Origin of the sequence: Campylobacter concisus (assembly GCF_002913865.1) — a bacterium.
GTDB classification, from domain to species: Bacteria; Campylobacterota; Campylobacteria; order Campylobacterales; family Campylobacteraceae; genus Campylobacter_A; species Campylobacter_A concisus_AM.
The window spans coordinates 1-14,824 of the sequence record NZ_POYX01000066.1; the positions used below are offsets into that span (position 1 = coordinate 1).

14 protein-coding genes are annotated in these 14,824 nt (G+C 37.9%); 11 read left to right on the forward strand and 3 right to left on the reverse strand.

The annotated features are described in order from the left end of the window. Nucleotides 1–51 precede the first annotated feature (51 nt). On the reverse strand, nt 52–612 hold the full coding sequence (locus CYP77_RS04205) for a YcxB family protein (protein ID WP_103566058.1): 561 nt from the start codon (nt 610–612) through the stop codon (nt 52–54). Nucleotides 613–629: 17 nt separating this feature from the next. Then, nucleotides 630–1,472, reverse strand: coding sequence for a DUF3737 family protein (locus CYP77_RS04210; protein WP_103566055.1), 843 nt, complete (start codon nt 1,470–1,472; stop codon nt 630–632). Nucleotides 1,473–1,584: 112 nt separating this feature from the next. Between CYP77_RS04210 and dcd the strand changes: the two genes are divergently transcribed. The 11 genes from dcd (at nt 1,585) to CYP77_RS04265 (ending at nt 12,849) form a co-directional block, all read left to right on the forward strand. Next, on the forward strand, nt 1,585–2,145 hold the full coding sequence (gene dcd, locus CYP77_RS04215; protein ID WP_103566051.1) for a dCTP deaminase: 561 nt from the start codon (nt 1,585–1,587) through the stop codon (nt 2,143–2,145). 197 nt (nt 2,146–2,342) lie between these two features. Further along, the gene (locus tag CYP77_RS04220) at nt 2,343–4,322 is read left to right on the forward strand and encodes a motility associated factor glycosyltransferase family protein (RefSeq protein WP_103566047.1); all 1,980 of its coding nucleotides are present in this window, start codon (nt 2,343–2,345) and stop codon (nt 4,320–4,322) included. A 2-nt stretch (nt 4,323–4,324) separates the two neighbouring features. Further along, the gene (locus CYP77_RS04225; protein ID WP_315969875.1) at nt 4,325–5,512 is read left to right on the forward strand and encodes a UDP-N-acetylglucosamine 4,6-dehydratase; all 1,188 of its coding nucleotides are present in this window, start codon (nt 4,325–4,327) and stop codon (nt 5,510–5,512) included. Next, nucleotides 5,499–6,650 (forward strand): LegC family aminotransferase, encoded by a 1,152-nt coding sequence (locus CYP77_RS04230; RefSeq protein WP_103566039.1) that lies wholly within the window; start codon nt 5,499–5,501, stop codon nt 6,648–6,650. The genes CYP77_RS04225 and CYP77_RS04230 overlap by 14 nt, the downstream gene beginning before the upstream one ends. 2 nt (nt 6,651–6,652) lie before the next feature. Then, on the forward strand, nt 6,653–7,264 hold the full coding sequence (locus tag CYP77_RS04235) for a NeuD/PglB/VioB family sugar acetyltransferase (RefSeq protein ID WP_103566036.1): 612 nt from the start codon (nt 6,653–6,655) through the stop codon (nt 7,262–7,264). Between the two features lie 23 nt (nt 7,265–7,287). Beyond that, entirely contained in the window at nt 7,288–8,289 is a 1,002-nt protein-coding gene (gene neuB, locus CYP77_RS04240) for an N-acetylneuraminate synthase (RefSeq protein ID WP_103566030.1), read from the forward strand. After that, nucleotides 8,286–9,446, forward strand: a complete 1,161-nt coding sequence (gene neuC / locus CYP77_RS04245) for a UDP-N-acetylglucosamine 2-epimerase (protein ID WP_103566025.1) — start codon at nt 8,286–8,288, stop codon at nt 9,444–9,446. The genes neuB and neuC overlap by 4 nt, the downstream gene beginning before the upstream one ends. After that, nucleotides 9,443–10,489 carry a nucleotidyltransferase family protein gene (locus CYP77_RS04250; protein WP_103566021.1) on the forward strand — a complete coding sequence of 349 codons (1,047 nt, stop codon included), beginning with the start codon at nt 9,443–9,445 and terminating at the stop codon, nt 10,487–10,489. The genes neuC and CYP77_RS04250 overlap by 4 nt, the downstream gene beginning before the upstream one ends. Beyond that, complete coding sequence (locus CYP77_RS04255; protein WP_103566016.1) at nt 10,490–11,392, forward strand: Gfo/Idh/MocA family protein; 903 nt, start codon at nt 10,490–10,492, stop codon at nt 11,390–11,392. After that, a complete protein-coding gene (locus tag CYP77_RS04260; RefSeq protein WP_103566010.1) occupies nt 11,385–12,092 on the forward strand; it encodes a cytidylyltransferase domain-containing protein in 708 nt (235 codons plus the stop codon). The genes CYP77_RS04255 and CYP77_RS04260 overlap by 8 nt, the downstream gene beginning before the upstream one ends. Then, nucleotides 12,079–12,849, forward strand: a complete 771-nt coding sequence (locus CYP77_RS04265) for an oxidoreductase (protein WP_103566006.1) — start codon at nt 12,079–12,081, stop codon at nt 12,847–12,849. Before CYP77_RS04260 ends, CYP77_RS04265 begins: the two co-directional genes overlap by 14 nt. Before the next feature lie 277 nt (nt 12,850–13,126). On the opposite strand, the gene CYP77_RS04270 is transcribed toward CYP77_RS04265, so the two are convergent. Beyond that, nucleotides 13,127–14,626 (reverse strand): flagellin B, encoded by a 1,500-nt coding sequence (locus tag CYP77_RS04270; RefSeq protein WP_012140492.1) that lies wholly within the window; start codon nt 14,624–14,626, stop codon nt 13,127–13,129. Between the last annotated feature and the right edge of the window lie 198 nt (nt 14,627–14,824).

Genomic DNA, 14,824 nt, shown 5'->3' on the forward strand with positions numbered 1-14,824 from the left:
GAATATAGCCAGCAAATTTAATTCATAACGCCTAAAAATTTGTTACAAAATTTAGCCTATCTTTTCTTTTAGAAATTCCAAAATTTCTTGTGCTTTTTCATTTGGTGGCTCTTTTGGGATATATAAGAATGAGCCTTCCTTTAAGATCAAAGCTATAAAATCACCCGTTTCACAAGTGCCAAGAAACGCGCCAAATGAAAAATGAACCGTGCTATTTTTTGTGACAAACAAGACCTCATCATCATATATAACGATCTCTTGTTCGCGCTCAACATCGATGTTTGAGTAAATGGCTCTAGTAAATAAAACTGGCTTAATAATAGCCGCATAAATATAAAGCAAGATCACGCCAACGCACAAAACGATGGCTAAATTTCTTGCCAAAGTAGAGACATCGTCCATATCAGAATATACTATTAACTCGTGCCCAGTGATGTCAAAAAGCGTGACTAAAGCTACTCCGCATAGCACAGCAAATGGCAGCTCGATCGCCCTCATTAAAAATACAATTTTATTCTTTTTATAGACGGTGCGCGAGACTTCGCGTAGCAGTTTTTTAAATTTAGCATCGTTTTTTATACTAAATTTCGCTCTAAATTTTTCATTTTGCATATTATTCCTTTAAATGGCTAAATTTCATCCGTGACTATCTCTATCTTGCTCGTATCAACCAAGCTGCCGTCTATGATGATCTCCTCTATCTTGCCAGCTCTTATGACGCCACTTTTTGGATTTTTCACGCTTTTTATCGTGCTTTTTGTGCTAACATCGAGGCTTGAATACTCAAAAGCAAGGCTTGTATCCATAAAAATGCAATCTTTTACGACCAAATTTTCTACGTAGCAAAGCGCTTGCAAGCTCTTTACCTTGCAGTTTACGAGCGTCACATTTTTTGCATTCCATGCTAGATATTCGCCTGAGATAAGGCAGTTTTGTGCGACCACGTTTTCGCAGTTCCAAAAGGCATCTTTTGAGATGAGCTTTGAGTTTGTGATACGAAGGTTTTTGCAGCCATCAAAGCAGTAGTTGCCGTCTAAATTTAGCCCATCAACTTCTAAATTTTCGCTATTTGCCGCGAAGTAATCCCCTCTTGCAAAGACATTTTTAAGCTTTACGTCCAAACATCCCCAAAGTGTCTCGCTAGCGTCTGAGAAATTTACATTTTCTAGCAAAATTTGCGAGCTTTTTCTAAAGCTTTTTGGAGCGTTTATGAGCACGTCTTTAAAGCTTAAATTTGTACTGTACCACATGCCAGCTCTTGCTAAAGGCTCGAGGTAGCCGCCATTTAGCGTGATATCGCTTGCGTACCAAAGTGGGTACTTGTAGGCAAAAACGCACTCATTTAGCTTTAAATTTGAACTGTGCTTTAGCGGCGACTCGCCGTCTTCAAAGATGCAGTTAGTAAAATTTAGCCCTTTTGCCCCAAACATCGCGCGTTCTCCTGTAAAAGTTTCGGCATTTCTCTCTTGCATTTTTGTCCTTTATGAAATTTCACTCTCAAAATTATACTAGTTTTACTGCAAAGTGCCATTAAATTTACTTTAAAGACGCAAAGCGTTATAATCGCCCAAAAAAGGAGAAAAAATGGGTTTAAAAGCAGACTCTTGGATAAGGAAAATGTCGGTTGAAAAGAGCATGATCGTGCCATTTGCCGAGGAGCAAGTGGGGCGTGGCGTCGTTAGCTACGGAGTGTCTAGCTACGGCTACGATATCCGCGTGGGCAACGAGTTTAAAATCTTTACAAATATCGGCGGCACCGTCGTTGATCCAAAAAATTTCGACGAAAAAAATGTGGTGGACTTTAAGGGTGATGTCTGCATCGTCCCGCCAAATTCTTTTGCTTTGGCACGCACGGTCGAGTACTTTAACATGCCTGATAACGTGCTGGCGATCTGCCTTGGCAAGAGTACATACGCAAGGTGCGGTATCATCGTAAATGTCACACCTTTTGAGCCGGGATTTAAGGGGCATATCACGATAGAGATCTCAAACACGACGCCACTGCCTGCGAAAATTTACGCAAACGAGGGCATCGCACAGGTGCTATTTATCGAGGGTGATGAGCCTTGCGAGGTGACGTATGCTGATAAAAATGGTAAATATCAAGCTCAAGAAGGCATCACGCTGCCTAGAATTTTAAAATAAATTTTATGCCTTTGCGACCTTGCAAAGGCTAAATTTATCTCCCATTTTTTACGAAAAACTCTAAACAATAACGAAATTTTGACGAAATAGAAGCTAGAAAGAGCGAAGCTTTGATAAACAAATTTTAAATTTGGCACAGCTTTTGCTTAAAAATTTATAAACTAGCTCATAAATCAAGCTCAAATATAAGGATATACATGTCAGAGAAAAAAAGTAAAAAAGCAGCTAAACAGACAAAAGAAACAAAGCTAAACGGTATAACAAATCCGATCTTTGAAAAGAACCTACAAGCGTTATTTCAACAAGATGAAGTCTTGGCCGCAAGACTTTTTAGTATGACATCCCAAAATAAATATGAGATAGTTTTAGGAAAAAATGATCCCTTGGATATAAATATCATAAACAAAGAGACATCTGAATCCATATATGAAAATCCTGTCGAAGAGACATATAGGATGCTTGATGAGATAGAAAAAAAATACAAAAGATACCCAGGTCTTTTTTTCTATGGTCTTGGAAATGGCATACTTTATAAAGCTCTAGCAAAAAATAAGACTCATAAAAGCATTGCTATCATTGAACCTGAGATTGAAATAATTTATAGTGTTTTAAATTTGATCGATCTATCTGAAGAGCTAGAAAAAGAGCAGATAGTGCTATTTTTCTCAGAATTTACAACTCACACACAGTTTCACTATCTTATAGTAAACGCTGAGTTAGAACCCTACTCAAAGACATATAATCTAATAATACACTCTAAATTTTATGATCGGTTTTCAGATGACTATATAGATATAAATAAAAAATTCGCAGAGGCATTTTCTCATATAGTTATAGCACATGGTAACTCTATAGACGATCTTTTGATAGGTACAAGGCAAAATATAGAAAATTTGCCAGAGATGCTTAAAAACTATTGCTACCGCGATCTAATCAAGAAGAGACATAAGCTAGTTGATACGGCTATAATTGTTTCAACCGGCCCAAGTTTAGACAAACAACTAGATACGCTTAAAAAATTTGCACCTTATGTAAGTATTATAAGTGTCGATGCTTCATACCCCATACTAGCTAGAAATGGCATAAAACCTGACTATGTTACGTCTATCGAGCGTATGATACCGACATCAACTTTTTTTGAAAAAAAACATCCAGATGTTGATGAGGATATACATTTTGTTATCTCTTCTGTGACCCACACACAAAGCGTAAAAAATATCTTACCAAGACGCTTAGTGCTTACTATGAAGCCACAACATGAAGAGAAGATGTTTGGTTTAAAAAAATATGGCTATCTAGGAGTTGGGCATAGTTGTGCAAATATGGCTTATCAGTTGGCCTATGTATTAGGTCATAAAAATATTGTTTTTATAGGTCAGGATCTTGCTTTTGGAAAAGATGGTGCAAGTCATGCAAAAGGTCATACTATAGCTCAGCCGGATGAAAATTTATATATCACAGCTTATGGTGGCGAAGGTGAAGTGCGAACGACTTATGTTTGGACGCTTTTTAAAAATCAATTTGAAAACGATATCGAGCAGTCTAAACTCGAAAATATAACATCCTATAACTGCACTGAAGGTGGTGCAAGGATAGAAGGAACAATAGAAAGACCATTTTTAGAGGTTATGAAAGAGCTTTGTGTGGATAAAAAAGAAAAGAAACTGCCAAACATACCAAAAAATAGCGAAAAAACAACAAATAACGATATGCTTAAAGCTTATAAAGTGATACAAGAAAAGATAAAAATGCAAACCTTTTTGAAAAAAGAGCTTGAAAAAGTATTTTTAGAAGTTACTCCTAGGATAGATGAGCTAAATTTGCTAAGAGAACAAGACAAGATAACTCAAAAGCATTTTGATGAACTTTTAAAAATAGTTAAAAAAATAGACAAAGCTAAAGACTTTATATCAAAAAGAAAGTATATGAAATACATACAAAATGTTTTTATGATATCGGTTTTCTACCAGGAGCTAGAGCTTGCTAAAATTTCTGTAGCCCCAAGCGACACAAACAAAGAAAAGATAGATAAGTTATTTGAATGGGCAAACGCGCATAAATACTGGCTATTTTCGGCAGCTGGTGGCATAAATGCTGATATAGAAACAACAAAAGAAGCCTCTAAACCTCTTATAAAAGAGCTTAAAAAACGTGGCATCTTTCCAAAAGAAGACTAATAATGGATATCTTAAGCTTAATAGGACGCACGAAAAATCTCTTTGAAGATGACATAAAAGCACTTGATAAAGACCTAAAAGAGATAGTTTCAAGCTCAAGCTTTCTAGTTATCGGTGGTGCTGGCTCGATAGGCTCTGCCGTGACAAAAGAGATATTTATAAGAGACCCCAAAAAACTCTACGTCGTTGATATCTCTGAAAACAACCTTGTTGAACTAGTGCGTGACATAAGAAGTGAGTTTGGATATATAAGTGGCGACTTTAAAACTTTTGCCATAGATGTTGCAAGCACCGAATTTGATGCACTTTTAGCGCAAAGCGGTGGATTTGACTACGTGTTAAATTTATCAGCGCTAAAGCACGTTAGAAGCGAAAAAGACCCATTTACACTTATGAGAATGCTTGAAACAAATATCTTTAACACCGATAAAACGCTGGCTCAAGCTATGGGTATGAAGTCAAAAAAATATTTCTGCGTCAGCACCGACAAGGCCGCAAACCCTGTAAATTTAATGGGAGCTAGCAAGCGCATCATGGAGATGTTTGCGTTTAGGCACTCTTTGGATATTGATGTCTCGATGGCGAGGTTTGCAAACGTGGCATTTAGCGACGGCTCGCTTCTTTTTGGCTTTCAAAAACGTATAGAAAAGTCTCAGCCAATAGTCGCTCCAAACGACGTCAGACGCTACTTTTTGACACCAAAAGAGAGCGGCGAGCTCTGCCTTTTAAGCACCATTTTTGGCGAAAATAGAGATATATTTTTCCCAAAACTAGATGAAAATTTAGACCTCATAACATTTAGTGAGATAGCCAAGCGATACTTAGCAAATTTAGGCTACGAGCCATTTTTATGTGAAAATGAGGAGGAGGCCAGAAAGCTTGCAAAAGTGCTTCCAAAAGATGGCTTTTATCCTTGTCTTTTTACGCCTAGTGACACGACTGGAGAGAAGGACTACGAGGAGTTTTTCGTTGACGGCGAGAGACTTGACATGCAAAGACTTCAAAACATCGGCATAGTCAAAAATGATGCAAATTTTGACAGTAAAAAGCTAGAAATTTTCAAAAACAATATCTTAAATTTAAAATCGAGCTTGACATGGAGCAAAGAGGAGATTTTGCGCGAAGTTTTCGAGCTCATACCAAATTTTATGCATAAAGAAACAGGAAAATATCTCGATGAAAAAATGTGATTTTGACGAGGTTTTGAAATTTATAAAGAGTACCTTTAACAAGGATAAAGTCCCGCTTCACGAGCCTAAATTTATAGGCAACGAGAAAAAATATCTGCTTGAGTGCATCGACTCTAGCTTTGTCTCAAGTGTCGGCAAATTTGTCGATGAGTTTGAGGGTAAGCTAGCTCAAATGGTCGGTGCTAAATTTGCAGTTGCCACGACAAATGGCACCTCGGCGCTTCACATCTGCCTAAAACTAGCTGGCGTAGAGCAAAATAACGAAGTGATCACCCAGCCAGTTACTTTTATAGCCACTTGCAACGCCATTACCTACCTTTTTGCAAAGCCGGTTTTCGTGGATGTTGATCTTGACACACTCGGTATGTCGCCAGCGTCACTTAGTGCGTTTTTGGAGAAAAACTGCGAGCTAAAAGGCGGCAAATGTGTCAATAAAACTAGCGGCAGGATAGTGCGTGCTTGCGTACCTATGCACACTTTTGGACTGCCTTGCAAGATAGATGAGATAGCTGAAATCTGCAAGCGTTGGAACATCGCTTTAGTAGAAGACTGCGCCGAGAGCCTTGGTAGCTACTATAAAGGCACTCATACGGGGAATTTTGGCAAGCTTGCAGCGATGAGCTTTAATGGCAATAAGATCGTCACAAGCGGAGGTGGTGGAGCTATCATCACAAACGACGAGGAGATAGCAAAGCACGCTAAATTTATCACCACAACGGCTAAGGTGCCACATCCTTTTGAGTATCGTCACAGCGAGATCGGCTACAACTACCGCTTGCCAAATTTAAACGCGGCTCTGCTTGTGGCGCAGCTTGAAAATTTGGAGCTATTTTTAAAGAGCAAACGCGAGCTTGCGATGATCTATAAAGAGTATTTTTCTAAATTTGATGATGTGAAATTTATAGATGAGCCAGCGGACGCTAGGTCAAATTTTTGGCTAAATGCGGTGCTATTTGAAAGCCGTGAAAAAAGAGATGAGTTTTTGAAATTTAGTAATGAAAATGGCGTTTTTACGCGTCCTATATGGCAGCTTATGAATGAGCTTGATATGTTTAAGGACTGCCAAAGAGATGAGCTAAAAAATGCTAAATTTCTAAGCGATAGGATAGTAAATATCCCAAGCAGCGCGAGAGTTTAGCCGTGCAAGATATAGTTTTAGTAGGTGGCGGCGGACACTGCAAAAGTGTGATAGATGTCATCGAGAGCGAGGCTAAATTTAATATAATTGGTATCATAGATACGGCAGAAAATATTGGCAAAAAGGTGCTTGGCTATGAGATCATCGGTAGCGATGATGATCTGGCTGAGGTTTTTACATCATGCAAAAATGCTGTGGTGACGGTTGGGCAGATAAAAAGTAGCGAGCCTAGGAAAAGGTTGTTTGCGCTACTAAAAGAGATAGGTTTTGACCTTCCAGTCATTATCTCTTCGCTTGCGTATATCTCAAAGCATGCAAGTGTAGGTGAGGGAACGGTTGTTATGCATCATGCCTTGATCAACGCTGGTGCAAATGTCGGCAAAAACTGCATCATAAACACAAAAGCGCTTGTGGAGCATGACGCAACTATCGGCGATCACTGCCATATCTCAACAGCAAGCGTGGTAAATGGCGGCGTTGTTGTGCAAGATGGGACATTTTTTGGTAGTAATGCAACCAGTAAAGAGTATATCGTGATAGGCGAAAATTCCCTCATAGGTGTCGGAACTAGCGTGATGAGAAGCTTGGAGAAAAACGCTTTTATAAAGGCGTAAAACTAGAATTTTAAGGAAATTTGATGTCAAATAGGGTTTTTATCATAGCTGAGGCTGGGGTAAATCACAATGGTGATATAAATTTAGCTAAAAAACTGATCGATGTAGCAGCTAGTGCTGGCGCTGATGCGGTGAAATTTCAGACTTTTAAAGCTCAAAATCTAGTTTCAAAAAACGCGCAAAAGGCTAGTTATCAAAAAGAAACTACCGATAAAAATGAAAGCCAGTTTGAGATGATAAAAAAGCTTGAACTAGACGAGAGCACGCATAAAGAGCTTATAGCCTACTGCAAAGAAAAAAATATCACTTTTCTCTCAACTCCTTTTGATAGCGATAGTATAAAGCTTCTTAATGAGCTGGGGCTTAGCACATTTAAGATCCCAAGTGGCGAGATAACAAATTTACCTTATCTTAGGCAGATAGGTGGGCTTAATAAAAAGATCATTCTCTCAACCGGCATGGCAAATTTAGGCGAGGTGGAAGCTGCTATAGAAGCACTTGTAAAAAGTGGCACGAAACGTGAAAACATAAGCCTTCTTCATGCAAATACGCAGTATCCAACGCCAATGGAGGATGTAAATTTAAAGGCGATGATAACTCTTAAAAATGCTTTTGGTCTTGAAGTCGGATATAGCGATCATACCCTTGGCATTGAGGTCGATATTGCAGCTGTTGCCATGGGCGCAAAGATCATAGAAAAGCACTTTACGCTTGATAAGAGCCTGCCTGGACCTGATCACAAGGCTAGTCTTGAGCCAGACGAGCTAAAGGCTATGGTTAGGGCTATTAGAAATATCGAGCTAGCGCTTGGAGACGGACTAAAGCACTTTAGTAAAAGCGAGAGTGAAAATATCAAAATAGCTAGAAAGTCGATCGTGGCAAAATGCGATATAAAAAAAGGTGAAATTTTTAGCGAACAAAATATCTGCGTAAAACGCCCAGGAGACGGCATAAATCCTATGAGGTGGGATGAGGTGATCGGGCAAATTTCACAAAAAGACTATAAACAAAATGAACTGATATGAGAAAAATTTGTGTAGTGACAAGCACCAGAGCTGAATATGGCCTGCTTTACTGGCTCTTAAAAGAGATAAAAGCAGATAGCGAGCTTAAGCTTCAGCTTATTGTTACTGGCATGCACTTAAGTCCTGAATTTGGGCTCACATATAAAGAGATAGAAAAAGAATTTAAGATAGATAAAAAGATAGAAATTTTAAGCAGCTCGCATACAAGTCTTGATATTTGCGCTGAGATGGCAATAGTTTATGAAAAATTTGCTCCAGCATTAGCTGAGCTTAAGCCTGATATATTAGTGCTTCTTGGTGATAGATATGAGATATTTGGTGTAGCATGTGTCGCTAGTATCATACAGATACCAATAGCGCATATCCATGGCGGCGAGACTACACAAGGGGCGTTTGACGAGGCTTTTAGGCACAGTATAACAAAGATGAGCCATATACATTTTGCAGCCACAAATGAGTACGCAAACCGCATAATTCAGCTTGGCGAAGAGCCTGGTAGAGTATTTAATGTCGGTGGTCCTGGCATAGAAAATATAAAAAAGCTAAATTTGCTAAACAAAGATGAGTTTGAAAAGTCTATAAATTTTAAGCTTGCTAAAAAAAATATCCTCATCACTTTTCACCCAGCTACACTTGAAAATAGTAGTGCAAGAAAGCAGTTTAATGAGCTTTTAAAAGCACTGGATGAACTGGATGATACAAATTTTATCTTCACTAAGGCAAATAGCGATACAGATGGCGATGTGATAAATAAAATGATAGATGAGTATGTGAGCGAAAACTCACAAAAAGCAGTGGCTTTTGCATCGCTTGGACAGCTAAGATACCTAAGCGCGATAAAATTTGTTGATATCGTCCTGGGAAATAGCTCAAGTGGCCTTTTGGAAGTTCCAAGCTTTAAAAAGGCTACTGTAAATATAGGCGACCGCCAAAAAGGACGTGCTAGAGCTAGCAGTGTGATAGACGTTAGGCCTGATAAAGAAGAAATTTTAGCTGCTATAAAAAGAGCGTATTCAAAAGAATTTGAGCAAATTTTAAAAGATACGATCAATCCTTATGATGGTGGCAATCCAAGCAAAAAAATGGTTAAAATTTTAAAAGAGACCAAGCTTGATGGTATTTTAAAAAAGAAATTTTATGATATAGGTTTAAAATGAGAATAGTAAATGATATAAAACTAAGTATAAATTCAACCATTAAAGATGCCTTGCAGACTATCAACAACGGAGGGCTTCAAATCGCCATCGTTGTTGATAAAAACGACGCTCTAGTAGGCACGGTAACAGACGGTGACATCAGACGCGGTTTGCTAAACGGCCTTGATCTAAATAGTAGCGTCAGTCTAGTGGTGCACAAGAGCCCAAGTATAGCAAGTGTCGGTGATACTAAAGAGTCTATTTTAAAGATAGCACTTGCTAAAAAACTTCATAAAATTCCATTGGTTGACGAGCTTGGCAAGCTTGTAGGTATAGAAGACATCGAAGATATTATTAAGCCAGTTGGCAAGACAAATAGAGTTATCCTAATGGTAGGAGGCCTTGGCACTAGGCTTAGACCACTCACGCAAGATACGCCAAAGCCGATGCTAAAGGTTGGAAACAAGCCGATTCTTCAGACGATAGTCGAGAAATTTGCAGAGTATGGCTTTGTAAATATCACGATGTGCGTAAATTTTAATGCAAGCATTATTAGAGACTATTTTGGCGACGGAAAAGAATTTGGCGTAAATATAGACTATGTTTTAGAAGAAAAAAGGATGGGCACAGCAGGGGCGTTAAGCTTACTAAAAGAGCGCCCAAGTGAGCCATTTTTCGTAATGAACGGCGATCTTCTTACAAATGTAAATTTCGAGCACATTTTTAACTATCACACGCTAAATAAAGCTACAGCTACAATGTGCGTCAGAGAGTACGACTACGAGGTTCCTTACGGCGTGGTAAAGATGAATGATAATAAAATAACTGCTATCGCAGAAAAACCAGTACAGAAATTTTTCGTAAGTGCTGGGATATATATGCTCTCACCTGAAATTTTAGATCTGATCCCACAAGATGAGTTTTATGATATGCCTACGCTCTTTGAAAAGGCAATAGCTCAAAATAAAAATGTAATCTCTTTTCCGATACATGAGTACTGGATAGACATAGGACGCCTTGAAGAGTATCAAAAGGCAAATGAAGAATACGCAAAGATATTTTAGATGAAAGCTCTTGTTGTAGGCTATGGCTCAATTGGCAAAAGACACTGCGAGGTCTTAGAGACCTTGACGCAGATAGATGAAATTTGTCTAGTTACTAGCCAAAATGTAGCTGGTAAAATTTGCTATAAAAGCTTGGATGAGGTCTCAAATTTAGACAAGTTTGACTATTTTGTTATAGCAACTCCCACATTTTTACATCTAGAAAATTTGAAATTTATAGATGAAAGAGTAAGTAATAAGATCATACTTTGCGAAAAGCCATTATTTGAAAAAAAATATAATTTTACGCCTAAAAATAATAAAATTTTTGTAGGCTATGTGCTGAGATTTCATCCGCTCTTACAAAAGCTAAAAGAGTTTTTAAAAAACGAGAAAATTTTATATCTAAATGCCAATTGCGGTCAGTATCTACCAAACTGGCGAAGTGGCGACTATAGAAAGTGCTATAGTGCTAGCAAAGAAAAAGGTGGCGGTGTCTTGCTAGATCTTAGCCATGAGCTAGACTACGCCATGTGGTTATGTGGTAAATTTGAAAGCCTAACGAGCTATCAAGGTAAAATTTCAAATTTAGAGATAACAAGCGATGATCTATGTGTGGTTTTTGGTATGACTAAAATGGATGCCATAGCAAATTTAAGTATCGACTATCTAAGCCATATAACGCATAGAATCTTGCGGGTAGAGTGCGAGGACTCCACATATGAGCTTGACTTTATAGCAGGCACACTTATTAGGCAAGATGGTAGTAAGCAAATTTATAACATGCCAAATTTGGCAAGAAATGAGATGTTTTTAGCTATGCATAAAGATGTTTTGGGTGAGCAAAAATATATTTGTAGCTTTGATGAGGGGCTAGATGTGATGGACGCGATAGATCAAATTCAAAGGCAAAACAATGAGTAATGTTTTATGTACGATATGCGCAAGAGGCGGTAGTAAAGGGGTAAAAGGTAAAAATGTGCGTGAGCTTTGTGGTAAGCCACTTATAGCCCACACTATAGAGCAGGCAATAGCATCAAATTTGTTTGAGCATATTGTTATTAGCACAGATAGTGACCTGATAGCAGAAGCAGCTATAAAGTACGGTGCAGAGGTCTTTTTTAAAAGAGATGCTGCTATGGCTAGCGATACGGCAGGAAAACTTGATGTTATAAAAGATGCTTTTTTAAAAAGTGAGGAACATTACGGACGTAAATTTGACTATGAGATCGACCTTGATGCGACAGCCCCGCTTCGTGATGTGAGTGACATAACAAATTCTTTTGAGCAGTTTTTGCGTGATGATAATGACAACTTAATAACCGCTATGCCAAGCAGAAGAAGTCCATATTTTAACCTAGTTGAAATTTATCCAGATGGACATGTAGCACTTGCCAAAACTTTACCAAATGCTATTTTGCGCCGTCAAGATGCGCCAAAAACTTATGATATGAACGCTTCTATTTACATATGGAAGCGTGAAGTTTTGCTAAATAATGACACTTTATTTTTACCAAAAACTGGACTTTATGTGATGGATGAAGATAGATCGATTGATATAGATTGTGAGCTAGATTTTAAATTTGTAGAGTTTTTAATGAAGGAAAAAAATGCTAACAGATAAGGTCGTAGTAGTTACTGGAGGGGCTGGTAGGATAGGAAGTGCTTTCATAAGAGCGATTGCTAGCCAAAATGGAGTTGGTGTGATAGCAGAGGTTGATACAAAAAGAGCAAATTTGCTAAAAGACGAGATTACAAGCTCGCAAAAAGATGCAAGGATCGAGGTTTTGCAAATTGATATCAGTGATGCAAATTCTATCAATGAGGCTATAAATTTCTTGCGTTCAAAGTATGGTCACATAGATGCACTAGTGAATAACGCCTATCCAAAAAGTAAAAATTACGGTAAGAAATTTTTTGAGATCGATATGGATGATTTTAATGCTTTTTTAAATTTACATCTTGGTGGATACTTTAATATCTCGCAAAATTTCATCAAGTACTTCTTGGAACAAGGTTATGGTAATATCATAAACATCTCATCCATTCAAGGTATCGGAGCCCCTGCTTTTGAGACATATGAGGGGACAAATATGCACTCTCCGGTTGAATACACAGTCGTAAAACATGGCCTTCTTGGTATGACAAAATATATGGCAAAGATGTTTAAAAAAGATAATATCCGCGTAAATGCCATAAGTCCTGGAGGGATTTTAGATGGACAGCCTGAGCCATTTTTGAGTCAGTATAAAAAGAGATGTGGCACAAAAGGTATGCTTGATGCAAATGATATATGCGGGGCTTTAGTGTATCTGCTAAGTGATTCTTCAAAATATGTAAATGGACAAAATATCGTAGTTGATGATGGCTTTAGCCTATAAAAATACAAATAAAATAGTATAAATTTATCTAGTCTAAGCTAGATAAATTTATATATCGCTTTTAATACGCACTTTTTTCATACCAAATTTTTACCAAGCAAGAGCTTGCTATCTATAATTTTTCTATTTTTACAATTTAACTTAATATGGAAAAATATCTAAAACCCCAAAGACTAGCTTTGGGGCTGGGGGTTTGCGTATTGTAAAAGCATTAACACATTTGAGGCTTCGCTACTGCAACAAAGCCTCTATTAAAAACTTAATTTAACTAGCTACGTTATTGTAGAAGTTTCATTACGTTTTGCTGTACGCTGTTTGCTTGACTCATAGCATAAGCACCTGATTGAGCTAGGATGTTATGTTTTGAGAAGTTAGCAGACTCGCTAGCAAAATCTACGTCCCTGATTTGTGATTCTGCTGATTTTACGTTAACTTGAGTTACAGTTATGTTGTTAACTGTAGCTTGAAGTTGGTTTTGAACTGAACCAAGGTCTGAACGAACTTGATCAAGTGTTTTTTGAGCTGACTCAGCGATGTCCATAACAGCCATTGCGCCTTTTAGTGTCATTACACCAGCTGATTGAGCTACTGTAAGCACTTTAGTCATTCTTTGGAAGCCCATAGCACTAGCTAGTTTGCCGTCTATTTGACCTCTTACATCTCTTAAAGCAACTGAAGCTTGAGCACCACCTTTTGCTGAGAAAGCTTCTGACTCTAGTTTTAGAGCATCACCGCCAGCTGCGCCTTTTGCAGATAGTTTGATATCTCTACCATCAAGGCGAACAAGGTTGATACGACCAACGAAAACTTGATCTTTTTTCATACCGATTGCTTTTGAGATATTATCACCTGAAACACTAAACGCACGACCGTCACGGCTTGTTAGAACCATTTTGCCTTCTGTATTGATAGAAGCTTCAACACCTGTTTGATCTTTAACAGCGTTGATTGCATTTACCAATGCGCCGTTGCTATCGTTTTCTTTTACATCAAGGTCGCCGATTTTAACGCCGTTGATAGCAAAGCTTTTGATAGATACGCTTACTATAGAAGTTGACATAGTTCTAGTTACATCAAATGTAGCTCTAATACCTGTCTTATCAGATGTTTTGTTGATATTTTCTGCTAATTTACCAACACCAGTTCCAAGACCAGTTGATATCTTAGTAGAAGCTATACTAATATCATTTACACCATCAACGCTTAAGAATTTAAGGCTAACTTTATCTGTACCAGTAAGTAGTTTTGAACTCTCAAAACGTGTAAGACCGATCTTGTCAGATGTAGTCGCACCAATACTTGCTTTAACAGTTTGGTTTGAATAAGCACCTATTTGGAACTCTTTATTAGAGAATGTTCCGTTTAGTAGTTGCTGACCGTTAAATGAAGTAGTGTTACCGATATTGTCAAGCTCTTCCATTAGACGAACGATATCAGCTTGCAATGCTTGGCGTGATTGAGTTGTTTGGCCGTCTTGAGCTGACTGAGTAGCTTTAGTCTTGATAGTGTCAAGAACTTTTAACTGCTCATCCATAGCTTTGTCGGCAACTTGAATGATACCAATAGCATCATTACCATTTGCAATAGCTTGACCTAGAGCTGAAGCTTGACTTCTTAAGCTATCTGCGATAGATAGACCTGAAGCGTCATCTGCAGCTGTTTGAATTCTAAGACCAGAACTAAGTTTGTTAAGTGACTTAGATAGGTCAACGTTGTTGCTAACTGCGTTAGCGTGTGTGTTAAGTGCGTTTACGTTTGTGTTAATACGAAAACTCATTGTAAATCCTTTTATGTTTTAAGTTACGACTTCATGTCGCACGAAAACTATATCGATTGATTTTTAAAAAAGTTTAGAGCTATGCATAAAAATTTTTTATAAAAAACAAAAATCGCGCTCCATCTAAAAATTTTTCGCACCATGCACTCTAAAAAATTATTTCTGCTACAATTACGCCAAAAAAATTAAAGGCTATAT